The following is a 22,874-nucleotide window of genomic DNA, read 5'->3' as shown; positions in this document are numbered from 1 at the left end:
TCGTCATAGCCGCCCTGCTGACCGAGGGAATTCGTCACCCGCAGCGACACCGGGATCAACACGCAGGCCACGACCCGTCCGATCGGGGTAGCTTCTCAGGCGTGTCTCTAGTTGCCGGCATCGATTCCTCGACCCAGTCCTGCAAGATCGTCGTCTGCGACGCCGAGAGCGGCGCGGTCGTGCGCTCAGCCTCCGCGCCGCACCCCGGCGGAACCGAGATCGATCCGCACCGGTGGTGGGACGCACTGCAGACCGCGGTGAGTGCGGCAGGCGGCCTCGACGACGTGGCCGCGATCTCGGTCGGCGCGCAGCAGCACGGCATGGTGTGCCTGGATCGAAACGGTCAGGTCGTGCGAGATGCCCTGTTGTGGAACGACACCCGCTCGGCGTCCAGCGCTGCCGATCTCGTCGAGGAGCTCGGCGGGGCGGCCGAGTGGGCGAAAGCCGTCGGCGTGGTGCCGGTGGCCTCGATCACCGCGACCAAGTTGCGCTGGCTCGCCGACAACGAACCCGAGCATGCGGATGCGACGGCCGCGGTATGCCTGCCACACGACTGGCTGAGCTGGCGGCTGTCCGGCTCGACCGACCTCGCCGATCTGCGTACCGACCGCAGCGATGCGAGCGGCACGGGCTACTTCTCGGCCGAGACCGACACCTACCGCCCCGACCTGCTGGAGCTGGCCATGCGCGGCAGGAGGCCTGCCGTGCCCGCGGTCGTCGGCCCGCGTGATGCCGCCGGGCGGCTGCCCAACGGTGCCGTCATCGGTGCGGGTGCCGGCGACAACGCCGCGGCGGCGTTGGGTCTCGGTGCCGGACCGGGTGACTGCATCGTCTCGCTGGGGACCTCGGGCGTCGTCAGTGCGGTGGGCAGCGCAGCCCCACACGATGCGGAGGGCATCGTCGCCGGGTTCGCCGACGCGACCGGCAGACAGCTGCCGTTGGTCTGCACGCTCAACGGCGCCCCGGTGCTCGCCGCGTCGGCCGCGATGCTGCGCGTGGACTTCGACGAGTTCGACCGCCTGGCGCTGTCGGCGCCACCGGGCGCCGAAGGGCTGACGCTGGTGCCGTATCTGGAGGGAGAGAGGTCCCCGAACCTGCCGCGGGCGCGCGGTGCGCTGCATGGGGTGACGGTGGGAAACTTCAACTCCGCCAACGTGGCTCGGGCCAGTGTGGAGGGTCTGCTGTCGTCGATGGCGTACTGCATCGACAAGATCGTCGGTTACGGCGTCGACATCGAACGCGTCATTCTCGTCGGCGGCGGTGCCCGTTCGGAAGCGGTCCGCCGCATCGCCCCGGCGATCCTGGGCCGCCCGGTCGAGGTGCCACCGCCCGGCGAATACGTGGCACTGGGAGCCGCGCGGCAGGCCGCCTGGGCACTGGCCCAACAAGATTCACCGCCGTCCTGGACGCCCGGTCTGGTCACGCCGTACACCGCGACACCGACCCCACAGGTCGTCGAACAGTATCTGGCCGCGCAGCCGCTGACATTGGGGCAGTGACCGATTGAAGTAGTCGACTACGCGTGCGGGCCGCCGGGCCGCGGCTCGACACTGGGCATCGGAAGCGCAGTTCCGGACCAGTGAGGAGCCACGATGACGCCACCGGCCACGGGCGAGGCCCTCATGACCCGTCAAGCCGTCACCACCGCTACCGCGGCGGTGACGGCGACCTGCTTCGAGAACTGCAGTCCGTTGCGTACCCGGTGCCCGGGACCGGCCGCTCGCTTGTCGTGCGATGAGGACGGCTGCTGGACGGCGGTGTGCCGGGCACGATGAACAATGGGGGTCGTGGACACGCGGCGCCTTCGTTTGTTGCTGGCCCTATCCCGCCTCGGCTCGATGCGGGCCGTCGCGGATGCCTTTTCCCTGACAACGTCGACGGTGTCGCAACAGTTGGCGGCGTTGGCCAAGGAAACCGATACCCAACTCATCGAACCCGATGGGCGTCGCGTGCGTCTCACGCCGGCCGGGCAGCGCCTGGCCGACCACGCCGTCACGATTCTCGCGGCCGTCGATGCCGCACGGCTGGATCTCGATCCCGACGCGGAACCGGCGGGCACCTTGCGGGTCGGGGGGTTCGCCACCGGGATCCGGGTCTCGCTGCTGCCGATCCTCCACGACCTCGCGGACACTCACCCCAACGTCGACGTCGTCATCAGTGAGCACGAACCGATCGAGGCATTCGAGCTACTCGTCAACGACGACCTCGACCTGGCGCTGACATACGAATACGATCTGGCCCCGGCATCTCCGGACGCCGTGCTCGAGTCGGTCGCATTGTGGTCGACCCCATGGGGTCTCGGGGTGCCCGCCGACGATCCCAACACCGTCGCCGATCTGCTGAGCTATTCCGAACGGTCATGGATCGTCAACTCCCGCAACACCGCTGACGAGGATGCCGTCCGCACGTTGGCGTCGCTGGCCGGGTTCACCCCGCACATCGCCCACCAGATCGACAGCCTCGACCTCGTGGAAGATCTGATCTTCTCGGGCTACGGCGTGGGTCTGCTGCCGACCACCCGTCCGGCACGCGACGGGGTCAAGGTGCTGCAGCTGTCCGACCCGCACGTCGTCCTCACGGCGTTCGCGTTCACCCGGCGCGGTAGGTCGACCTGGCCGCCGTTGCGTCTGGTGCTCGACCGGCTGCGGCCGGCCGATCACAGACCGCTGCCGCTCAAGAGCTGGCCCCGGCCGACCGCGGCAGGTGCGTGAGTGCGACGATGCGCGAATGACCGACGCCGCGGCCCACTTCACGCAATCCGACCAGGACCGGTACGAGCCGACCCGGTTCGCCCAGAGCCACTGGGGCGAAGATCACCTCAACGGCCCGGCGCTGGTCGGTCTGGCGGCCCAGGCCCTCGAATCGGCGTTCGGCGTGCCCGAGTTCCTGCCTGCCCGGTTGACCGTCGACCTGTTCAAGGCCGCCCGCGGCGTACCGACGACGACGAAGGTCGCGTTGATTCGCGATGGCAGGCGCGTGCGGAACTCGGAGTGTGAACTCGTCCAGGACGGCGTCACGGTCGCGCGCGCCACGCTGGTGCAGTACCGCCGGTCGTCGGCACCGCAGGGCGAGGAGTGGGTGTCCGACGCGCGGTTCGAGCCGCCGCCCGAGGTCGACGGTGAGCCCATGACGTACATGGGCAGCGACGCGAACGGGTGGAGCCGGGCGATCGCCGACCACCAGAACACCTCGCGCAAGCGCTTCATGAACCGAACCATCACGGTGGTGGAGGGTCAGCGGAACTCGCCGTTCGTGCGGGCCGCGATGTCCGCCGAGGGCACCAGCCTGGTCACCAACCTCGGTACCCACGGCGTCGGCTACATCAACGGCGATCTCACCGTGGCGCTGTCGCGGTTGCCGCTGGATGAATGGGTCGGCGTGCAGGCCGACGCACACTGGGCGGCCGAGGGGATCGCCGTCGGCTCGTCCACGCTCTTCGACCGTGCCGGTGCGTTCGGGACCGGTCTGGTCACGGCGGTGAGCAATCCCGCGGCGCAGATCGACTTTGCCAACGACCCCTTTCCGGACCGCACCGCACCGAGGTGACCCACCGCTTGGGGGCGGCGTCGTAGGGTTGTCGGCGTGGACTTGCTGCTCGGAATCGACATGGGGACGGGGAGCACCAAAGGCGTCCTGGTCGACGCGTCGGGCTCGGTGATCGCGACCGAAACCGTCCCGCACTCGATGGACCTTCCCCGGCCCGGCTGGGCCGAGGTCGATGCGGAACAGCTGTGGTGGCGCGAGGTTTGCCAGATCAGTTCCGCGCTGATGGCGCAGCTGCCGAGCGGCGGCAGGCTCGCCGGCATGTGTGTGAGCGGCGTGGGCCCCTGCCTGGTGTTGTGCGACGACGCGATGCGGCCGTTGCGTCCCGCGATCCTCTACGGCATCGACACCAGGGCGTCGGCCGAGATCACGGCGCTCACCGACGAGCTCGGCGAAGCCGCAATCCTGCAGCGCGCAGGCACGCTGCTGTCCAGTCAGGCGGTGGGCCCGAAGCTGGAGTGGGTGCGCATTCACGAGCCCCACGTGTTCGAGCGGGCGACGGGTTGGTACGGGTCGAACTCGTACATCGCCGCGAAGCTGACCGGCGAATACGTGATGGATCACCACACTGCCAGCCAGTGCGATCCGCTGTACGCCACCCGCGAGTTCGAGTGGAATGTGCCGTGGGCGCAACGGATTTGCGGTCACCTGCCACTGCCGCGGCTGGTGTGGCCCAGTGATGTGGTTGGCACGGTGACCCCGCAGGCGGCGGCCGCCACGGGCGTTCCGGTCGGCACCCCGGTGTCGGCGGGCACCGTCGACGCCTACTCCGAGGCGTTTTCGGTCGGCGTCCGCCGGCCGGGCGATCAGATGCTGATGTACGGGTCGACGATGTTTCTGGTACAGATCATCGGCGAGTACCACAGCGACCCGGCGCTCTGGACGACGACGGGCGTCGAGCACGACACGTTGGCGCTGGCCGCCGGAACCTCGACTGCGGGAAGCCTGATCGGCTGGCTGCAGACGGTGACCGGCGGCGCGTCCTTCGATGAGTTGATGGCCGAGGCCAGCAGCGTGCCGCCGGGCAGCGAAGGCCTACTCGTGCTGCCGTATCTGGCGGGGGAGCGCACGCCGGTCTTCGATCCGCAGGCGCGCGGCGTGGTGGCCGGGTTGACGCTGCGCCACGGGCGCGGCCATCTGTTCCGGGCGGCCTACGAGGGCATCTCGTTCGGCATTCGCCAGATCTTGGAGCGGTTCGACGACGCGCACACGGGTGCCCGCACGGTCGCGGTGGGCGGCGGGCTCCGTAGCCCGATCTGGGCTCAGGCGCTCAGCGACATCACCGGACGGCCGCAGTTGGTGCCCGAGCAGGCGATCGGGGCGAGTTACGGCGATGCGCTGCTCGCGGCGATCGGCGTGGGACTGGTTGCGCCCGACACGGATTGGGCCAAGATCGCGACGGAGATCAAACCCGATGCGCGGTACCGCGGCCTGTATGACGACCTGTACGCGACCTGGTGCGAGTTGTACCCGGCAACGAAAGACCAGGTGCACCGACTGGCGGCTCAGCCCATCGTGTAGCCGCCGTCGACGGGGATGTCGACGCCGTTGACCATGCTGGCGGCATCCGAGGCGAGCCATACCACCGCATCGGAGACTTCATGCGGTACGGCGAAGCGGCCCAACGGAATCCGGGCGATCATCGGGGCGGACTTGGCTTCGTCGCCCCACACCCGCTGGCCCATCTCGGTGAGCACCACAGTCGGACACACCGAATTGGCGCGGATGCCGTGCGGCCCGAGCTCGCGGGCGAGCACCTTGGTGGCCATGACCAGGCCGGCCTTGGATGCGCAGTAGGCGTAGTGGTCGGGCAACGGCGCCAACGCCGCGGCCGAGGCCACGGTGATGATCGAGCCACGGGTGCCGGCGGCCACCATGGCGGCACCGACCGCCGACGCGAGCAACGCGGGAGCGCGCAGGTTGACCGCGATGGTCGCGTCGAACAGTGCCGGATCGGTGTCGATCACCGGTTGCGGATGCGATATGCCGGCATTGTTCACCAGCACGTCCAGACCGCCGAACGCGTCGGCGGCCCGGTCGGCCAACTCCATCGGGCCATCGGCGTGCGCGAGATCGATTGCCTCGGTGCGCACTTCGACGCCGAACTCGTCGGCCAGGCCGGACCGTGCGGCGTCGAGCTCGCCGGCGTCGCGCCCGCTGAGTACCAGCCGGGCTCCGGCGGATGCGAAGGCTCTGGCGATGTCGGCGCCGATGCCTTTCGTGGCGCCGGTGATGAGGGCGCGTTTGCCGTCGAGGCGCAGGGCGCCTGCGTAGCGCGGGTCGGCGAGAGTTGTCACTTCGACTCCGTGGTCTCGAGGATGGCGGCCGCAGTCGCCGGATCGGTCACAAGCTGGTTGAAATACCCGCCGCGGGCTCCGGCGATGATCGACTCGACCTTGTCCTTGCCGATGGCCACCGCGATCGTCACCGGAACATGGCGCAGCGCTTCGAGTTCCACCGCGATGAGCCGGTCGCTGCCGGCGAACTCGACGGCTTCGCCTGCGCGGTCGAAGAATCGCGAACACACGTCACCGACCGCCGACCGCAGCGAGCTCGACTCGGTGGGCACGAACCTGGGGATGTCCGAACGCATCAGCGGCGGCGCGCCGACCCCCATCAGTGCGCAGCGCGCCCGCGGCCACAGGTTCAGTACCCGCTGGATGCTCGGGTCGTTGATCAGTGACGGATACAGATCGGGTCCGGGCAGCGCGGGAGCGAACAGATAGTTGGGCCTGCCGTTGACCCGGTTGGCCACGAGCCGGGTGATTTCGTTGGTCTGGTACCACTCCTCGGGCTGATCGTTTCCGCCGACCGTCGGCGCGACCAAAACGCCCGGCAGGTCGACGAGTTCGTACTGCGCAACCTCGTAGACCGTGCGGCCCGACGACACCAGCAGCACGTCGCCGGGCAGAAGGCCGGCGGCCGACAACGCACGCCCGACAGCGGGGGCCAGTGCCCCGCCCATGACGTCGACGTGGGTCCGGCCGGGGCCGGGATGCGGCAGGGGATGGCTGAGGAAAACGGTGTTCAGCGCCAGTGCACGGGTTAGCTGTGCGGCGATATCGCCGGCGCCGAGGCCGTCCGGAGGTACGACCTCGATGCGAACGATTCCTCGCCGCTTGGCTTCTGCGAGAAGGCGACTGACGGTTGCCCGGCTCGTGCCGAGCTGGGCCGCAACTTCGGCCTGGGTGGCTTCCTCGTTGTAATACAGCTTTGCTGCAGCATACAGCAGGGAGGCCGGGAAATGGCCGGATTCAGCGTCGGGCGGCGAGCCGTCGACATTGGCCTGCGACGTTGGCTGGGCGGACCGGGGCACGCCATCGAGTATGGCACTGAACATCTGTTCGCGGTCAAGATTCTCTGAACATCTGTTCTGGACATATGTGCATAGGTTGGTTAATGTGACTGCAACCACAGTTCGAAAGGTGCGCTGGAATGTCCCAACAGATTCCCGAAAAGATGCAGGCAGTGGTGTGTCACGGCCCGCACGACTACCGACTCGAAGAGGTCGCGGTACCGCAGCGCGGTCCGGGCGAGGCGCTGATCCGCGTCGAAGCGGTGGGCATCTGCGCGAGCGATCTGAAGTGCTACCACGGCGCGGCGAAGTTCTGGGGCGACGAGAACCGGCCGGCATGGGCCGAGACCATGGTGATCCCCGGCCACGAGTTCGTGGGCCGGGTGGTCGAACTCGACGACGAGGCCGCCCAGCGGTGGGGCATCGCGGTCGGCGACCGGGTGGTGTCCGAGCAGATCGTGCCGTGTTGGGAGTGCCGCTTCTGCAAGCGCGGCCAGTACCACATGTGCCAGCCGCACGACCTGTACGGCTTCAAGCGCCGCACGCCGGGCGCGATGGCCAGCTACATGGTTTATCCGGCAGAAGCGCTCGTGCACAAGGTTTCTGCCGACATTCCACCCGCCCACGCCGCGTTCGCCGAGCCGCTGTCGTGCGCGCTGCACGCCGTCGAGCGGGCCCAGATCACCTTCGAGGACACCGTGGTGGTCGCGGGCTGCGGGCCGATCGGCCTCGGCATGGTCGCCGGCGCCAAGTCCAAGAACCCCATGCGCGTCATCGCGCTCGACATGGCCCCCGAGAAGCTCAAGCTCGCCGAGCGCTGCGGTGCGGACCTGACCATCAACATCGCCGAGCAGAACGCCGAGCAGATCGTCAAGGACCTCACCGAGGGCTACGGTGCCGACGTCTACCTCGAGGGCACCGGCCACACCTCGGCCGTGCCGCAGGGCCTCAACCTGCTGCGCAAGCTCGGCCGCTACGTCGAATACGGCGTCTTCGGCAGTGACGTCACCGTCGACTGGAGCATCATCAGCGACGATAAGGAACTGGATGTGCTCGGCGCACACCTCGGCCCGTACTGCTGGCCCGCCGCGATCAAGATGATCGAATCCGGCGTACTTCCGATGGATCAGATCTGCACCCATCAACTGCCGCTCACCGATTTCCAGAAAGGCCTGGACCTGGTGGCCAGTGGGAAGGAATCGGTCAAGGTCTCCCTGATCCCGGCATAGCAGAAGGCATCAACGCAATGAGGCGAGAATTGCATGCAAAGGGGCCGCAGCTGTCGCGGCGAAACATGTTGGCCGCCATGGGTTTGGCCGGCGCTGCTGCCGCGAGCCTGCCGGTTCTGTCGGCCTGCGGCATCGGTGGCAGGAACAGCGCACCCAACGGCGCGGGTGAGGTCACCGGCGGATTCGACTGGAAGAAGGCGTCCGGGTCGACCCTCAACATCCTGCAGACCCCGCACCCGTACCAGCTGTCGTATCAGCCGCTGCTCAAGGAGTTCACCGAGCTCACCGGTATCGACGTGAACGTCGACCTGGTGCCAGAGGCCGATTACTTCACCAAGCTCAACACCGAACTGGCCGGCGGCACCGGCAAACACGACGCGTTCATGTTGGGCGCCTACTTCATCTGGCAGTACGGCCCACCGGGGTGGATCGAGGATCTCAACCCGTGGCTGCAGAACAGTTCGGCCACCGCGGCGGACTACGACTTCGAGGACATATTCGAGGGCCTGCGAACGTCGACCCGATGGGACTTCACACTCGGTCACCCGCTGGGCAGTGGCGGGCAGTGGGCCATCCCGTGGGGCTTCGAGAACAACGTCGTCGCCTACAACAAGAAGTACTTCGACCAGCGCGGTATCCGGCTGCCCGACAATTTCGACGATTTCATCCAGCTGGCAATCGATCTCACCGACCGCTCGGCCAACCGCTACGGCATCGCCACGCGCGGATCGAAATCCTGGGCGACCATCCACCCGGGCTTCATGACCCAGTACGTGCGCGAGGGTGCGGTCGACTACACCTTCGACGGCACCGACCTGGTCGCCGAGATGGCCAGCGACAAGGCTGTCGACTTCACGCGCAAGTGGATCGAGATGCAGCACAAGGCCGGCCCGACATCGTGGACCACCTACGACTACCCGAACGCCACCGGCGACCTCGGCGACGGCAAGGCCATGATGGTCTACGACGCCGACAGCGCCACGTACCCGAAGAACAAGCCCGGCGCCAGCGCCGAGGCGGGCAACCTCGGGTGGTATGCCGGCCCGGCCGGACCCGACGGCAACTACAAGACCAACCTGTGGACGTGGAGTTGGGCCATGAACGCCAACTCCCGCAACAAGTTGCCGGCCTGGCTGTTCATCCAGTGGGCCACCGGCAAGGAGTCGATGAACAAGGCCGTCGAAGGCGGCATCTACGCCGATCCGGTCCGAAAGTCGGTGTTCGACACCACGTTCAAGCGGGTCGCGGCCGACCAGGCCGGCTACCTCGAGGCGTTCGAAACCGTGATCGGGTCGTCGAAGATCCAGTTCACACCGCAGAAGAAGTTCTTCGACACCACCAAGGACTGGGCGGTCGCCTTGCAGGACATCTACGGCGGCGACGACGCGGCCTCGCGCCTGCGCAGCCTGGCGAAGACCAACACCTCCAAGGTCAACCTCTAGGAGCCGGCGATATGACAACGCAGACATCGAAGGCGCCCGAGGCCACCAGAGAGACCGGGCCCGGGGGCGCGGGCCGCACCCTGCCGGAGGTCCCGTCGTGGCGCCGCAAGCTCCGGCCGTACCTGTTGTCGATCCCCGCCCTGGTGATCGTCATCGGCATTCTCTATCCGTTCGTGGTCGGCGCGTACTACGCCTTCCTGAACTACGCCGCGGTCAATCCCGACCCGCATTTCGTGTGGTTCGAGAACTTCAAATCCGTACTGGGCGATCAGATCTTCTGGCAGAGCGTCAAGGTCACGGCGATCTTCGCGGTCGTGGCGACCGTGATCGAAACCGTCCTCGGCGTCGGCCTGGCGCTGCTGCTCAACCGGTCCTCGATCATCGGCAAGATCTTCGAGAAGGTTCTGATCCTGCCGCTGATGATCGCGCCGGTGATCGCGGGCGTGATCTGGAAGCTGATGTTCAACCCGCAGTTCGGCATCCTCAATCACGTTCTCGGCCTCGGTAACACGTTCGACTGGCTGTCCTCGACCAATGCGCTGTGGTCGGTGATCCTGGTCGACCTGTGGATCTTCACCCCGTTCGTGGCGATCCTCGTCCTCGCAGGCATCCGGTCGCTGCCGAAGGAGCCGTTCGAGGCCTCCGAAGTCGACGGCGCCTCGTGGTTCTACATGTTCCGCAAGCTGATGCTGCCGATGCTGTGGCCCTACATCCTGGTGGCGGTCATCTTCCGGTTCATGGACAACCTCAAGGTGTTCGACCACATCTACGTGCTGACAGCCGGGGGGCCGGGCGTAGCCACCCGGACTCTGCAGATCGGCGCATTCGAGGACTCGATCATCAACCTCGACTACTCCCGCGGCAGCACCTACATGCTGCTGCTGTGGATCATCGTGTTCATCACCGCGCGCTACCTCGTGAGCGTGCTGGGCAAGGCGCAGCGTCGCGCTGCCGGAGCGGAGTCGTAGCCATGGCTTCAAAGTTGTCGTTCAGCAGGCCTGAGTTGCTTCCCGGCCAGAAGCGGTGGTCGATCGGCGCGGTCGCCGCCGACGTCGGTCTGGTGTTCTGGTTCGTCTTCTCGTTGTTCCCGATCTTCTGGATGCTCATGCTGGCACTGAAGAACGCCGAACAGCAGACGACGACGTACTTCTCGTTCAGCCCGACGTGGTCGAACTTCGCCACCGTGCTCTCCGACAAGGGCACACAGATGACGAGCGTGGACTTCAAGGCCTCGTTGCTGACGAGCTTGCTGAACTGCGGTGGCGCGGTCATCGTGTCGCTGGTCATCGGCATCCCGGCCGCCTACGCGGCGGGCCGCTGGCAGTACAAGGGGTCCAACGACCTGATGTTCCAGATGCTTTCGTTCCGGTTCGCGCCGGAACTGATGGTCATCGTCCCGCTGTTCGTGATCTACAACCAGATCGGTCTGTTCGACACCAAGGTCGGCATGATCTGGGTTCTGCAGCTCGTCACCATGCCGCTCGTGGTGTGGATCCTGCGGTCCTACTTCCAGGATCTGCCCGAGGATCTCGAGCAGGCCGCATTGCTCGACGGCTACACCCGGCGACGGGCGTTCGTCATGGTCGCGCTGCCGATCGTGCGGCCCGGCATCGCGGCGGCGGCCCTGCTGGCGTTCATCTTCGCGTGGAACAACTACGTGTTCCCGCTGATCCTGGCGGACAGCAATGCCGGCACGGTAACCGTCGCGATCACCAAGTTCCTCGGCGGCGGTGGGCAGGCGTACTACAACCTGACCGCCGCGGCCGCCATCATCGCCGCGCTACCACCGTTGATCCTGGCCTTGACCATTCAGCGGTACCTCGTGCGCGGCCTGTCGTTTGGGGCGGTGAAGGCCTGATGGCAACCGTATCGATCGCCGGCGTACGCAAGTCGTTCGGCAAGACCAAGGCGGTGGACGGCCTGTCGGTGGACATCGCCGACGGCGAGTTCTTCGTGATCCTGGGGCCCAGTGGCGCAGGCAAGACGACGACCCTCAAATCGGTGGCGGGCCTTGTCGACATCGATGAGGGCTCGGTGCACATCGGCGGCACCGACGTGACCCGCGTGGAGCCCTACCACCGCAATGTGGCGATGGCCTTCGAGAGTTACGCGCTGTATCCGCAGAAGACGGTCGCGGAGAACCTCGCGTCCCCGCTCAAGTCCGGGCGTACGGGCAGGTATACCGAGGCTCAGCGCGCCGAGCGCATCGACCAGGTCACGACGACACTGGGAATCAACCACCTGCAGAAGCGCTTTCCGCGTGAGCTCTCCAACGGCCAGCGCCAACGTGTCGCGCTGGGCCGGGTGCTCGTCCGCCCCGCCGACATCTACCTGCTCGACGAGCCGTTGAGCCATCTCGACGCCAAGCTCCGCGCCGCGATGCGTGCCGAACTCAAGCAGCTCGGGGCGATGAGCAACACCACCACGATCTACGTCACGCACGACTACCAGGAGGCACTGGCGCTCGGTGACCGCATCGCGGTCATGCGCGAGGGCAAGCTCGTGCAGATCGGCACGCCGGACGAGATCTGGCGCAGGCCGGCGGACACGTTCGTCGCAAAGGCGTTGGGGCAGCCCGAGATCAACCTGCTCGACGGTGTCGTCGACGACGGCCAGATCCGGCTCGGTGACGGATCGCTCGACATCGCGGTACCCGCCGGCGTCGAGTGTGACCGGGGTGACCGGGTCCGCGTCGGCCTTCGCCCGTGCGATCTGCATGTCACCAGCGGCGAGAGCTCGCTGCGTGGTCGGGTGCTGCTCGCCGAACGACTCGGCCGCAACATCGAGCTCACCGTCGACATCGGCGGCACGCAGCTCATCGCACTGACATCGGGCCGGCACGGCGTGGGTGAAGGCGACGACGTCCGGCTCAAGGTCGCCGAGTCCGACATCCACGTGTTCGCCGCCGGCAGCGGTGACACGCCCAGACTGGGCCGCGCACAAAGCGATTCCCCATTGGAGGCAGCACAGTGAGTACGACGGCCACCGCCACGCGACCGACGCAGACCGCCCAGAGCCTCACCCTGACCAACCTCGTCAAGACGTACTCGTCGCGGGGCCGAGAGAGCTTCCAGGCGGTCAAGGGCATCGACATGGCCATCAAGCCGGGTGAGCTCGTGGCGCTGCTCGGCCCGTCGGGTTGCGGCAAGACCACGACGCTGCGCATGATCGCCGGACTTGAGACGGTGACCAGCGGCTCGATCCGGATCGGTGACCGCGAGGTGTCACAACTTCCGGCCGCCAAGCGCGGTATCGGCGTCGGCTTCGAAAGCTATGCGCTCTATCCGCCGATGTCGGTGCGCGAGAACCTGCTGTACGGGTTGAAGGCCCGCAAGGTCAAGGGTGCCGAGGAGATGGTCGCCTCCATCAGCCGCCGTCTGGAGATGGACGACATGCTCGAGCTGCGGCCTGCCGGCCTGTCGAGCGGTCAGAAGCAACGGGTGGCGCTGGCCCGCGCGCTGGTGCGTAACCCACCGGTGCTGCTGCTCGACGAACCGTTGAGTCACCTCGACGCGTCGGCCCGGCAGCGCGTGCGGCGCGAGCTCAAGGTGCTGCAGCGCGAATTCGGCTACACCACAATCGTCGTCACGCACGACCAGGTGGAAGCGCTGTCGCTGGCCGACCGCCTGGCGGTGATGGATGCCGGCGTGGTGCAGCAATTCGGCACACCCGACGAGGTGTTCGACGATCCGGCCAACCTGTTCGTGGCGGAGTTCGTCGGCGAACCGCAGATCAACGTGCTGCCCGGGGTCGCGCGGGTGGACAACGGCAAGACCCGCGTCGAGATCGGTTCGGGCGCCGGGGCTTTGGAGACCACGGTCACCGGCGTGGCCGACGGTACCCGCGTCACCGTGGGCATCCGCCCACAGGACTGCGCACTGCGAACGGGCGACGGCAGCGCGGGCATCCGCACCACGGTGGCCTACTTCGAGCACCTGTTGGAATTCGGCCTCGCCACCACCACCATCGCCGGCATCGAAGAGGGCATCGTCGTGCAGACGCCCGCGGCGGAGGACTACGAGCCCGAGCAGCAGGTCGTGGTGACAGCGCCTCCGGAGCGGGTCTACCTGTTCGACATCGAGTCAGGAAAGCGGTTGCGATGACGAAGTTGTTCAACGATCCCGCGCGATTCACCGAGGACATGCTCGTCGGGTTCCTCGACGCGAACGCACGCTATGTCACCGGCGTGCCCGGTGGTGTGGTGCGGGCGCACCGTACGCGGCCGGGCAAGGTCGCGGTCGTGATCGGCGGCGGTTCGGGCCATTACCCGGCGTTCTGCGGCACCGTCGGACCGGGTTTCGCCGACGGCGCCGTCGTCGGCAACATCTTCACGTCGCCGTCGGCCGAAGAAGCCGCCTCGGTCGCACGCGCCGCGCACGGCGACGCCGGAGTGCTGCTCACCACCGGCAACTACGCCGGTGACGTGATGAACTTCGGATTGGCCGTCACCCAGCTGCGCAGCGAGGGCATCGATGCCCATTATTTCGCCGTCACCGACGACATCGCGAGCGCTCCGCGCGGCGAAGAGGCCAAAAGGCGCGGTATCGCAGGCGATTTCACGGTGTTCAAATGTGCGAGCGCGGCAGCCGAGGAAGGGCAGGACCTGGCCGGCGTGATCCGGGTGGCCGAGGCCGCGAACGCGGCGAGCCGCACGCTGGGTGTGGCGTTCGACGGCTGCACGTTGCCCGGCGCCGACCATCCGTTGTTCACCGTTCCCGAGGGACACATGGGTCTCGGGTTGGGGATCCACGGTGAGCCCGGGGTCGCGGACGAGGCCATGCCCACGGCCGCCGGACTGGCCGCGACGCTGGTCGACGGTGTGCTCGGCGACCGGCCCGACGCTCCCGAGAAGCGAATCGCGGTGATCCTCAACGGTCTCGGCCGCACCAAGTACGAGGAACTGTTCGTCGTTTGGGGTGAGGTGTCGCGCCTGCTCCGCGAGCGCGGCTACACCGTGGTCGATCCGGAAGTCGGCGAACTCGTCACGAGCCTCGACATGGCCGGCTGTTCGCTGACCGTGATGTGGCTCGACGAGGAACTCGAGCGGTACTGGACGGCGCCCGCCGACACGCCGGCGTACAAGAAGGGCGCGGCGGCGCAACCGCAATCCGGGCAGCTGCGTTCCGATCAGGACACCGAGACCGTTTCAGCCGCACCGCCTCTCAACGAACTGTCCGACGACGACAGCCGAAAAGGGGCGAGGCTGGTCGCGCGCGCCCTCGATTCGATGGCCGCGGCCTTGGCCGATGCCGAGGAAGAACTCGGCCGCATCGACGCGATCGCCGGTGACGGTGACCACGGCCGCGGCATGGTCAAGGGATCATCGGCGGCCCGCGAGGCCGCTGCTGCCGCCGTCGCCGACGGCGGGGGACAGGGCTCGGTGCTCGCTGCTGCCGGAAAAGCGTGGGCCGCCAAGGCCGGTGGCACCTCCGGTGTCCTGTGGGGCGCCCTGCTCACCGCGCTCGGGACCCGGCTGGGTGACACCGGACGGCCGTCGGCAGCCGATGTCGCGGCCGGAATGCGCGACGGTTATGACGCGTTGATCCGCTTGGGCGGCGCCGCGCCGGGTGACAAGACGATGCTGGACGCCTTGCTGCCCTTCGTCGAGGAGCTGGAGCGACACGTCGCCGACGGTGAGTCATGGCAGGACAGTTGGCGAGCCGCCGCCGAGACGGCCACCGAAGCCGCCCGCGCCACCGCGGAGCTGCGCCCCAAGGTCGGGCGAGCCCGGCCACTCGCCGAACGCAGTGTGGGCACTCCCGATGCCGGCGCCACATCGCTGGCACTGTGCGCCCGCACCGTCGGCGATTGCTTGACCCTCACGACACAAGGAGACAACTGATGGCGTTACGGATTGTCGTCGGCGCCGACGATGCCGGCTACGAGTACAAAGAAGCGCTCAAAGGCGATCTGGCCGCCGACGATCGGGTGAGCGAGGTCATCGACGTCGGCGTGGGCTCTGACGAGGACACCGCATATCCGCACGTGGCGGTGGCGGCGGCGCGCCTGGTCGCCGAGGGCAAAGCCGACCGGGCGCTGCTCGTCTGCGGAACCGGTCTCGGCGTTGCGATCAGCGCCAACAAGGTGCCGGGCATCCGCGCGGTGACCGCCCACGACAGTTTCTCGGTGGAACGGTCGGTGTTGTCCAACAACGCGCAGGTGCTGTGCTTCGGGCAACGGGTCGTCGGTCTTGAGCTGGCGCGCCGGCTGGCCCGCGAATGGCTCGGTTACGAATTCGATCCGGCCAGCAAGTCCGCCGACAAGGTGGAGGCCATCTGCGGATACGAATCCGTAGCGAAGTAGGGCGGGCACGGCCCGCGTTTCGCGCGGGCCGATTCCGGCAATACCACTGCGGTGGCCGACGACGACCTCGAATTTTCGCGTGAGCTCTTGCAGGAACTGTTGTGGGCGTACGGCCCGTGCGGCCAGGAGGACGCCGTCCGGGAGGTGTGCCGACGCGAACTCGAACCGTTTGCCGACGAGACGTGGGTCGATGCCGCGGGCAACCTCATCGGGTTGATCCGAGGTGAGCACGGGTCGCCGCCGGCGCGGGTCATGGCGCATATGGACGAGCTCTCCATGCTCGTCAAGCGCGTCGAGCAGGACGGCACATTGCGCCTCACGCCGCTCGGCACGATGTATCCGGCCAATTTCGGCCTCGGACCCGTCGCGGTGCTGGGCGCCCAGGACCAGTGCTGCGGCGTGTTGTCATTGGGTTCCGAACACACGACGCAGGAGAGCCAACGGATCTGGGCGACGAAACCCGACCAGGGAGACAAGGCCCTCGACTGGCCTGACGTCTACGTCTTCACCGGCAGGACACCGGACGAGTTGACCGGCGCGGGCATCGGTCCGGGCACGCGAGTGTGCATTCACCGCAGCAAGCGGACGTTGATCGATGTCGGCGGCTTTTTGGGCTGTTACTTCATGGACGACCGCGCTGCGGTGACCGCACTGCTGCAGGCGGCCCGTGCGCTCTGCGAGCCGGGACAGCGCCCGGCAGGTGATGTGTACGTGGTGTTCACCACGGCCGAGGAGGTCGGCGGCGTCGGCGCCTTACACGCCTGCCGAACTCTGCCGGGTGACCTGACGCTCGCACTCGAAGTCGGCCCGACCGAGGCCGAATACGACACCACGATCGAGGGCGGGCCGATCGTCGCGTACAGCGACGCGCAGTGTGTGTACGACAAGGACGTCGCGGACCGTCTGATGGAAATCGCCGCCAAGTTGGGACTGTCGCCGCAGGCCGCGGTTCTCGGAGCGTTCGAGTCGGATGCATCGCACGCCAAGGCCTCTAGCCTGTCACCACGGGCGGGCCTGCTGTGCCTGCCGACCCTCAGCACGCATGGCTACGAGGTGATTTCGCGCGACGCGATACCCGCGATGACCGACGTGCTCGTCGAGTTCCTGCGCTAGGGCTTCACCGCCGGAACACGACCCAACGCATCGCGCTGTACATGTAGATGGCTTCGCAGCCGCCCGCGACGATGCGGGCCAGGTGATATTCCACTTCCAGGGCCGCGAGCACACTCGACACGCCCAGGATGAACGCGAGGTAGTTGATCACGACCACCACGACGTACACCGTCATCTGCGGGCCGACCGCGGCGTGGGAGCGAAAGTTGAAGATGCGGTTGAGGAAATACGCCAACCCGAACGCGCACGCGTAGCCGACGGTCACTGCGATCGGCAGGGGAACGTGGAATCCGCCGTGCAGCACCGTCAGGATCACCAGGTCCACGCCGAACGTGAAGCTGTTGATCAGCACGAAACCCAGGAATGTCGGTGCGACAACATTTTTCAGCCCGAAAGGCAAGCGGTCGACGATCTGGACGCAGAATCGGTGGAACCGCTGGACCGGCGGCACCGGACTGGGTTCGACCCGCACACCGGCACCCTGCCACGTCTTGGTGTCGGGTAGATGATCACGACACGAACTGCAGGAGACTGTCGATGTCAGTTGACGAGACTTCCCGCAGAGTCGGTGCCGTGCACGGCCCAGTAGCCTGGGCGTGCGTCACGTAGCCGGGCACCGATCCCCGCGTCGTCGAACGACCGGCGGATGTCCTCGGGCGTCTCGCTGTAGAGCGACCAGCCTTCGCAATGGACGGGAACGACGATCGACGCCCCGATGAGTTCGGTGACGGCCGCGGCGCGGTCGGCGGTCAAGGTGAGTGCGCGACCGGAGTTCTTCGTCGGTACGCGAGCGGCTCCGGTGTGCAGGATCGCGATGTCGACAGCCGGGAAGCGGTCGGCGATTTCGCGCACCGGCGCGATCGAGGCGTTGTCTCCGCTCACGTAGACGGTGGGCAGGCCGTCGTACTGTAGGACGAATCCGGTCACTTCGGTGTTGATGTTGCCGTATTCGTCGCGATCACCGTCGGACGGGCCGTGTTGTGCGGGCACGGCGTAGACGGTGACCCCGGGACCGCTGTCGGCGCCAAGGACTTCGGTCGAGGTGAACGCGGCCAGACCGTGCGCATTGCCGCCGAGCCGTCCGGCGGCTTGTGGACCGGTCAGGATCACCGGGACGGTCTGGGCGAAGGTTCGGCCCGCGTGGTCGAAGTTGTCCGGATGCAGATCGTGGCTCAGCAGCACCGCGTCGACAGCGCCGAGTTCCGCCGGGCTCAGCGCCGGGCCGATCTCCTTGCGGTAGGCACCGTATTCGCCCGGCGGGTCGAACGTGGGTTCGGTTACGAACCGCAATCCGCCGTAGTCGATGACCGCAGTGGGGCCGCCGATGACGCCGATGGCCAGCGGGTGCCGTTGCGAACTCATCGGCAGCGCGCGGTGATCATCGGCTGTCATGAAATCAGCCGATCCGGCTCGACGGTGTGCCGATCGACGGCCTGCAACGGCTCACGCGACGTCGCCTCGCGTGCACACGCCAAGAACCGCGCGATCGCGGGTGTCTCGACGGCGTCGCGCCTGCGGACGAATACCGTTTGAGCACGCGCGATTTCGGGCGGCGGGTGATGCACTGTGAGCGTAGACGCCAACGGTGAGGCGGTCACGACTGCGAGCGGCAGCAGCGTTGTGCCCATACCGGCGGCGACACACCCGAGAATGCCGTCCAGGTTTGACAATTCGAGGATGCTCGGCGCCGGAAGGTCACGGTCTTCGTACAGTTTCTCCAGTCGGCCACGATAGGCACAACCGGCCTTCAGCACGAGGATCCGCGGCGGGCACCGACGCATGAGTGCGCCGTCGAGATCAACAACCGATGCATCTCCGACCACGACGAGCTGCTCGAGAAAGACCGGTTCGGCGGCGAGTTCGGGATCTCGGACGGGGCCGCACACGAAGGCACCGTCCAGCCGCTGGTCGAGTACCTGCCCGATGAGCGCGTCGGTCGTGTCGATCGACAGCGTCAAATCGACCTTCGGGCAGTCGGCGCTGAAACTGCTCAGAACTTTCGGGAGCCGCAGCCCCGCCGTGGACTCCATCGACCCGATGGAAACCCGTCCGCTGGGGTCGCCCTCGTCCCTGACGACCTGGGTCAGTTCCCGCATGAGCTGGGTGATCCGCTCGGCATAGGGCACCAGCAGTTGCCCAGAGGCGGTGAGCGTCATGCCGCGGGCGTGGCGCCGGAAGAGCGCGACGCCGAGCTCGTCCTCAAGCGCCCGTATCCGTGAGCTGACGTTCGACTGGACCGTAAGCAGCTCCGTGGCCGCCCGGGATACTCCACCGGTGCGGGCTACTGCCAGGAAGAAGTTGAGGTCTGCGACGTCCACACTCAGTCCCTTTCCTCGGCCCTGGCCGGGCTTGCCTCACTCAGTATGCTCCCGGGCCGATCACTTGACCCAGCGACTGCGGTGGCCTGGTCTTCGAGTTCGCGATTGCGAAGCTTGAGCACCCGGATCTCGTCGAGCAGGTCGGCCCGGGGGAGCCGTAGCCGCTCGCGAACGGAAGCTTCGTCATACAACGGCGAAATGTTCCTGCGGCAGTTGACATCTGTTGCCTCGACCCGGATGACGATCGCACGGTGACCGCGTGCCTGCCTGTCATCGACCGCGAGAAGCCCATCGACGAACTCCGGCGAGTCTGCGCGTTCGACCACGGTCGCTCGACCGAACACCTTGACTCTCAGCCGGGTCGGGTAGTCGATGAAGAACAGCGCGGTGCGGTTGTCGGCATCGAGATTGCCGATGGTGACGAACTGTTCGTTGCCGACGTAATCGGCGAAAGCGATGGTCGCGCTGTCCAACACCCGGACGAAGCCGGGCGGGCCGCCCCGGTGTTGCACATACGGCCAGCCGTCCGGAGTCACGGTGGCGATGAAGAAGGACTGGGCTGCGACGACGAGCGCCCGCGTCCGTGAGTCGAGGCCGTCGACGGACCCGATGTCGTCGCCGTCGGCGCGAAACCGCCCGTATGTGCAGATGCTGCCCGCCGCCTCCTGGCGTTTGGCGACCGGTGCCGTGAACGCGATGGAACCGTACCGGCTGGGGGAGGGCGCCGACGTCATCAGCTCGGCTCCGGTACGGCGAGTTCGCCGGTGACGTACTGGGCCTTTCCGAAACCGAACGACCAGTCCTCGGGTCCGTTCTCTGCGATGCCGACGAAAATGTCGTCGCCGCGGACTCCCACCGCCTCCAGCTGCGCCGCGATCTCGGCGTAGAGCCGTTCCTTCGTGTCGATGGAACGCCCGCGCTGCGTGAAGATCTGGATGATCACGGTGTCCGGCGAGCGGTCGAACCCGAGGCCGGCGTCCAGCGCGATGATCTCTCCGGGGCGATGCGGGGTGATGACCTGGAACCGGTCACGCTCGGGGATTCCGAGTACCGCGACCAGGCTTCGGTGGATGGCGTCGGCGACGTTTCGGATGTGTTCATTTCCATGGTGGTTCAGCAGATCGATACGAACCAGTGGCATTCGACTCTCGCTTCCTGTTCGGTTCGTGCCTACAACGGAGACATCCGGGTGGGCGCAGATGTTCCCGCGACGTCGGTCGCCGCCCATGCGCGGGCCACGATCGGACTGGCGTGGCCACGCCGCAGGAACACCACGAAGATCACCGCGGTCACCGCGGTGACGGCGATCGGGTAGATCAGACCGGCCATGGCGCTGTCGAGCGACGTGTTGAGCGACAGCGCGATGAGTGGGGTGAATCCACCGAACACGCCAGTGCCCAGGTGGTAAGCCAGGGACAGTCCGGTGTAGCGGATCTGCGGCGGGAACAGCTCGGTCAGGAACGCCGCCACTGGTCCGTAGATCGCCGCGACGAGCACGACCTGCAGGGTCAGCGCCACGACCATCGACACTTCGTCTCCGTCGATCGCGGCCTGCCGTACCCAGGCGAACAGCGGATAGCAGCCGGCTGCGGACAACACCAGGCCGGTCAAGATGACCGGTGGCCGGCCGATCCGGTCGGACAGCCACCCGAAGACGACGAAGAACGGGGTGGCGACCACGAGGGCGATTCCCACGCACAGATTGGCGGTGAGGAAGTCGACCTGGAGGATGCTCTGGAGGAAATAGAGCGAATAGAACTGGCTGGTGTACCACGCCACGCCCAGCCCTGCGGTCACACCGAAGAGCACGGTCAACAGCAGGATCAGTGTGGGCCGTTGTGCGACAGCATCTTTGACCGGCGTCTGGGACAGGCGACCGTTCTGCCGCATCTCCTCGAATACCGGCGACTCGTGCATCTTCAGCCGGACCTTGAGCGAAAACAGGACGAGCACGGCAGACAGCAGGAACGGTATGCGCCACCCCCACGCCTCGAACTGTTCCTCACCGACGATCAACCGGCACAACACGATCACACCGATCGACAGGACAAGACCGCCCGTGGCGGTGGTCTGCAGAAAGCTGGTGACCGCACCGCGCCGCCGTTTGGGTGCATGCTCGGCGATGTAGATCGCCGCGCCGCCGTACTCGCCGCCGATCGCGAGGCCCTGGAGCAACCGCAGCAAAACCAACAGGAGTGGCGCAGCCAGGCCGATGTGCTCATAGGTGGGCAGTAGTCCCAGCAGGGTGGTCGCGCCACCCATGATGAGCAGCGTCGTCAAGAACGTCTTCTTCCGGCCCACGCGATCGCCCATTCGACCGAAGACCACCGCGCCGATCGGGCGCACGACGAAGCCGGTGCCGAACGCCGCAACCGTCACCAGGAGCGCCGCAGCGGTGTTGCCCTCAGGGAAGAACATCCCGGAGAACACCACCGCGAGACTGCCGTAGATGTAGAAGTCGTACCACTCGATGAGCGTGCCCAGGCTCGAGGCCGTGACGATCTTCCGTAATTCCCGCGCCGAAGCCGGCCGGTCGGGTGAGCGTTTATCTGTCATGGTTTCCATTCGAGAAATACGTGAATTCGTCATTGCTGTGGCGGAACAGAACGGCCGAGAATGTCGGCTGCCGCGGTGACCATGTGGTCGATGATTGAATCCGCTGATTCGACGGCGGTGATTTGACCGATGACTTCACCGACGATGACATTCGCGATGTCGTAGTTGCGCGATTCGACCGCGGCGCGGAATTCTTCACGGCGGCGCGCGAGATCATCGCGCAGGCCGGGCTCGTCGCCATGCCAGCGCCGCAGGAAGTCGTTGCGCAGCACGCGGCCGGTGTAGGGCGCGGGCCATGGCTTGTCGCGGACGATGTCGAACGCGTTCTGCCGGATCGTCTCGTCGCCGGTGGCCCGCAGTGCGCGGGCCTGCGCCGCCTGCGGGATGGCCGCCTCGGCGGCCGCCCAGAAGCGGGTGCCGACCACCGCGCCGTCGGCGCCGAGCGCCAGGGCGGCTGCAAGACCGCGACCATCACCGATTCCACCCGCGGCGAGCAGCATCACCTCGGGCGACTCGCGCGCCAGCAGATCGGCGACTTCGGGAATCAGCGTGAATGTCGACCGTGCTGCGGTGCCGTGACCGCCGGCCTCGCCGCCCTGCGCGACGATGACGTCGGCTCCCACCTCGATCGCGTGGCGAACCTGCTCGATGTCATGGACCTGACACATCAGCGGGATACGCGCGGCTTTGATGGCTGGGGCGTGGGGAGCGGGATCGCTGAACGACAAGAACACGGCGGCCGGTCGCTGCTCGATGACCAAGTCGAGCAGTCCCGGTTGCCGCTCCATCGACCACGTGATGAAGCCGACGCCGATCTCCGCGCCGGAGACGTGGTCGAACTGTTCTTTCAGCCAGATCTCGTCGCCGTAGCCGCCGCCGAGAATGCCGAGGCCGCCCGCTTGCGAAACCGCATTGGCCAATCGCCAGTCGGCAACATAATCCATGGGAGCGAGAACTATCGGATGCAGAATCCCGAATTTCTCTGTGAATCGATTCTTCAGCCGCATTTGTCCTCCAATGTTTCTGCGGTGTTACGGCTCACATTTGGCGCGTAATTCACGGTAGGACCGTTTGC

Annotated in this window: 23 protein-coding genes; 13 read left to right on the top strand and 10 right to left on the bottom strand. The window is 66.9% G+C overall.

The features are described from left to right. Positions 1 to 101 precede the first annotated feature (101 nt). Positions 102 to 1,499, top strand: coding sequence for a xylulokinase (gene xylB / locus AWC31_RS06450; protein ID WP_085143505.1), 1,398 nt, complete (start codon positions 102 to 104; stop codon positions 1,497 to 1,499). Positions 1,500 to 1,630: 131 nt separating this feature from the next. Here the strand turns inward: xylB and AWC31_RS37340 are convergent, their stop codons facing one another. Beyond that, the gene (locus AWC31_RS37340; RefSeq protein ID WP_165765923.1) at positions 1,631 to 1,795 is read right to left on the bottom strand and encodes a hypothetical protein; all 165 of its coding nucleotides are present in this window, start codon (positions 1,793 to 1,795) and stop codon (positions 1,631 to 1,633) included. Between AWC31_RS37340 and AWC31_RS06445 the strand changes: the two genes are divergently transcribed. From AWC31_RS06445 to AWC31_RS06435, 3 genes are read left to right on the top strand one after another with little or no spacing between them, the layout of a single operon-like run. Beyond that, the gene (locus tag AWC31_RS06445) at positions 1,788 to 2,711 is read left to right on the top strand and encodes a LysR family transcriptional regulator (RefSeq protein WP_085143531.1); all 924 of its coding nucleotides are present in this window, start codon (positions 1,788 to 1,790) and stop codon (positions 2,709 to 2,711) included. The two genes, AWC31_RS37340 and AWC31_RS06445, sit on opposite strands and share 8 nt — an antisense overlap. Positions 2,712 to 2,727: 16 nt before the next feature. Beyond that, positions 2,728 to 3,546, top strand: coding sequence for an acyl-CoA thioesterase domain-containing protein (locus AWC31_RS06440; RefSeq protein ID WP_085143504.1), 819 nt, complete (start codon positions 2,728 to 2,730; stop codon positions 3,544 to 3,546). Positions 3,547 to 3,582: 36 nt separating this feature from the next. Beyond that, positions 3,583 to 5,064: an FGGY-family carbohydrate kinase gene (locus AWC31_RS06435; RefSeq protein WP_085143503.1), complete on the top strand. Its 1,482-nt coding sequence runs from the start codon at positions 3,583 to 3,585 to the stop codon at positions 5,062 to 5,064. Here the strand turns inward: AWC31_RS06435 and AWC31_RS06430 are convergent. Together AWC31_RS06430 and AWC31_RS06425 are read right to left on the bottom strand one after the other, a co-directional pair. Continuing rightward, positions 5,049 to 5,840 (bottom strand): SDR family NAD(P)-dependent oxidoreductase, encoded by a 792-nt coding sequence (locus AWC31_RS06430; RefSeq protein ID WP_085143502.1) that lies wholly within the window; start codon positions 5,838 to 5,840, stop codon positions 5,049 to 5,051. The two genes, AWC31_RS06435 and AWC31_RS06430, sit on opposite strands and share 16 nt — an antisense overlap. Next, positions 5,837 to 6,859, bottom strand: coding sequence for a sugar-binding transcriptional regulator (locus AWC31_RS06425; protein ID WP_085143530.1), 1,023 nt, complete (start codon positions 6,857 to 6,859; stop codon positions 5,837 to 5,839). The genes AWC31_RS06430 and AWC31_RS06425 overlap by 4 nt, the downstream gene beginning before the upstream one ends. Before the next feature lie 119 nt (positions 6,860 to 6,978). Here AWC31_RS06425 and eltD point away from each other — a divergent pair, with 119 nt between their 5' ends. The 9 genes from eltD to AWC31_RS06380 are packed head-to-tail and all read left to right on the top strand — an operon-like array spanning position 6,979 to position 16,925. Beyond that, a complete protein-coding gene (gene eltD / locus AWC31_RS06420) occupies positions 6,979 to 8,067 on the top strand; it encodes an erythritol/L-threitol dehyrogenase (RefSeq protein ID WP_067845656.1) in 1,089 nt (362 codons plus the stop codon). Between the two features lie 17 nt (positions 8,068 to 8,084). Further along, complete coding sequence (locus AWC31_RS06415) at positions 8,085 to 9,509, top strand: ABC transporter substrate-binding protein (protein WP_067845659.1); 1,425 nt, start codon at positions 8,085 to 8,087, stop codon at positions 9,507 to 9,509. 11 nt (positions 9,510 to 9,520) lie between these two features. After that, entirely contained in the window at positions 9,521 to 10,477 is a 957-nt protein-coding gene (locus AWC31_RS06410; RefSeq protein ID WP_067845661.1) for a carbohydrate ABC transporter permease, read from the top strand. A 2-nt stretch (positions 10,478 to 10,479) separates the two neighbouring features. Continuing rightward, positions 10,480 to 11,367 carry a carbohydrate ABC transporter permease gene (locus AWC31_RS06405; RefSeq protein WP_067845664.1) on the top strand — a complete coding sequence of 296 codons (888 nt, stop codon included), beginning with the start codon at positions 10,480 to 10,482 and terminating at the stop codon, positions 11,365 to 11,367. Then, complete coding sequence (locus tag AWC31_RS06400; protein WP_067845667.1) at positions 11,367 to 12,482, top strand: ABC transporter ATP-binding protein; 1,116 nt, start codon at positions 11,367 to 11,369, stop codon at positions 12,480 to 12,482. Before AWC31_RS06405 ends, AWC31_RS06400 begins: the two co-directional genes overlap by 1 nt. Beyond that, entirely contained in the window at positions 12,479 to 13,612 is a 1,134-nt protein-coding gene (locus AWC31_RS06395) for an ABC transporter ATP-binding protein (protein ID WP_085143501.1), read from the top strand. Before AWC31_RS06400 ends, AWC31_RS06395 begins: the two co-directional genes overlap by 4 nt. Further along, positions 13,609 to 15,351 (top strand): D-erythrulose 4-kinase, encoded by a 1,743-nt coding sequence (gene derK / locus AWC31_RS06390; protein ID WP_085143500.1) that lies wholly within the window; start codon positions 13,609 to 13,611, stop codon positions 15,349 to 15,351. The genes AWC31_RS06395 and derK overlap by 4 nt, the downstream gene beginning before the upstream one ends. Continuing rightward, positions 15,351 to 15,812: a D-erythrulose 4-phosphate isomerase DerI1 gene (gene derI1, locus AWC31_RS06385; protein WP_067845676.1), complete on the top strand. Its 462-nt coding sequence runs from the start codon at positions 15,351 to 15,353 to the stop codon at positions 15,810 to 15,812. The genes derK and derI1 overlap by 1 nt, the downstream gene beginning before the upstream one ends. Positions 15,813 to 15,863: 51 nt before the next feature. Next, complete coding sequence (locus AWC31_RS06380; RefSeq protein WP_085143499.1) at positions 15,864 to 16,925, top strand: M42 family metallopeptidase; 1,062 nt, start codon at positions 15,864 to 15,866, stop codon at positions 16,923 to 16,925. 4 nt (positions 16,926 to 16,929) lie between these two features. On the opposite strand, the gene AWC31_RS06375 is transcribed toward AWC31_RS06380, so the two are convergent. The 7 genes from AWC31_RS06375 to AWC31_RS06345 form a co-directional block, all read right to left on the bottom strand. Then, on the bottom strand, positions 16,930 to 17,397 hold the full coding sequence (locus AWC31_RS06375; protein WP_085143498.1) for a GtrA family protein: 468 nt from the start codon (positions 17,395 to 17,397) through the stop codon (positions 16,930 to 16,932). A gap of 68 nt (positions 17,398 to 17,465) precedes the next feature. Beyond that, the gene (locus AWC31_RS06370) at positions 17,466 to 18,317 is read right to left on the bottom strand and encodes an MBL fold metallo-hydrolase (RefSeq protein WP_234816747.1); all 852 of its coding nucleotides are present in this window, start codon (positions 18,315 to 18,317) and stop codon (positions 17,466 to 17,468) included. Next, on the bottom strand, positions 18,314 to 19,243 hold the full coding sequence (locus AWC31_RS06365; RefSeq protein WP_085143497.1) for a LysR substrate-binding domain-containing protein: 930 nt from the start codon (positions 19,241 to 19,243) through the stop codon (positions 18,314 to 18,316). Before AWC31_RS06365 ends, AWC31_RS06370 begins: the two co-directional genes overlap by 4 nt. A gap of 2 nt (positions 19,244 to 19,245) precedes the next feature. Beyond that, positions 19,246 to 19,977, bottom strand: coding sequence for a pyridoxamine 5'-phosphate oxidase family protein (locus tag AWC31_RS06360; RefSeq protein WP_085143496.1), 732 nt, complete (start codon positions 19,975 to 19,977; stop codon positions 19,246 to 19,248). Then, a complete protein-coding gene (locus AWC31_RS06355) occupies positions 19,977 to 20,384 on the bottom strand; it encodes a tautomerase family protein (RefSeq protein WP_085143495.1) in 408 nt (135 codons plus the stop codon). The genes AWC31_RS06360 and AWC31_RS06355 overlap by 1 nt, the downstream gene beginning before the upstream one ends. 29 nt (positions 20,385 to 20,413) lie before the next feature. Continuing rightward, positions 20,414 to 21,799 (bottom strand): MFS transporter, encoded by a 1,386-nt coding sequence (locus AWC31_RS06350; protein ID WP_085143528.1) that lies wholly within the window; start codon positions 21,797 to 21,799, stop codon positions 20,414 to 20,416. A gap of 29 nt (positions 21,800 to 21,828) precedes the next feature. Continuing rightward, positions 21,829 to 22,806 carry an NAD(P)H-dependent flavin oxidoreductase gene (locus AWC31_RS06345; RefSeq protein WP_085143494.1) on the bottom strand — a complete coding sequence of 326 codons (978 nt, stop codon included), beginning with the start codon at positions 22,804 to 22,806 and terminating at the stop codon, positions 21,829 to 21,831. Between the last annotated feature and the right edge of the window lie 68 nt (positions 22,807 to 22,874).

Source organism: Mycolicibacterium wolinskyi, from assembly GCF_002101965.1.
In the GTDB taxonomy this organism is placed as follows: domain Bacteria; phylum Actinomycetota; class Actinomycetes; order Mycobacteriales; family Mycobacteriaceae; genus Mycobacterium; species Mycobacterium wolinskyi.
Note: the sequence above shows the minus strand (reverse complement) of the source record. Positions and strands in the feature narration are given on the sequence as shown.

Bases quoted from the DNA above. Each gene is read 5' to 3' on its own strand.
- eltD (WP_067845656.1), top strand. From the start codon at position 6,979: ATGTCCCAACAGATTCCCGAAAAGATGCAGGCAGTGGTGTGTCACGGC.
- AWC31_RS06415 (WP_067845659.1), top strand. From the start codon at position 8,085: ATGAGGCGAGAATTGCATGCAAAGGGGCCGCAGCTGTCGCGGCGAAAC.
- AWC31_RS06400 (WP_067845667.1), top strand. From the start codon at position 11,367: ATGGCAACCGTATCGATCGCCGGCGTACGCAAGTCGTTCGGCAAGACC.
- AWC31_RS06345 (WP_085143494.1), bottom strand. From the start codon at position 22,806: ATGCGGCTGAAGAATCGATTCACAGAGAAATTCGGGATTCTGCATCCG.
- derK (WP_085143500.1), top strand. From the start codon at position 13,609: ATGACGAAGTTGTTCAACGATCCCGCGCGATTCACCGAGGACATGCTC.
- AWC31_RS06410 (WP_067845661.1), top strand. From the start codon at position 9,521: ATGACAACGCAGACATCGAAGGCGCCCGAGGCCACCAGAGAGACCGGG.
- AWC31_RS06370 (WP_234816747.1), bottom strand. From the start codon at position 18,317: ATGACAGCCGATGATCACCGCGCGCTGCCGATGAGTTCGCAACGGCAC.
- derI1 (WP_067845676.1), top strand. From the start codon at position 15,351: ATGGCGTTACGGATTGTCGTCGGCGCCGACGATGCCGGCTACGAGTAC.
- AWC31_RS06360 (WP_085143496.1), bottom strand. From the start codon at position 19,977: ATGACGTCGGCGCCCTCCCCCAGCCGGTACGGTTCCATCGCGTTCACG.
- AWC31_RS06405 (WP_067845664.1), top strand. From the start codon at position 10,480: ATGGCTTCAAAGTTGTCGTTCAGCAGGCCTGAGTTGCTTCCCGGCCAG.
- AWC31_RS06440 (WP_085143504.1), top strand. From the start codon at position 2,728: ATGACCGACGCCGCGGCCCACTTCACGCAATCCGACCAGGACCGGTAC.
- AWC31_RS06355 (WP_085143495.1), bottom strand. From the start codon at position 20,384: ATGCCACTGGTTCGTATCGATCTGCTGAACCACCATGGAAATGAACAC.
- AWC31_RS06350 (WP_085143528.1), bottom strand. From the start codon at position 21,799: ATGACAGATAAACGCTCACCCGACCGGCCGGCTTCGGCGCGGGAATTA.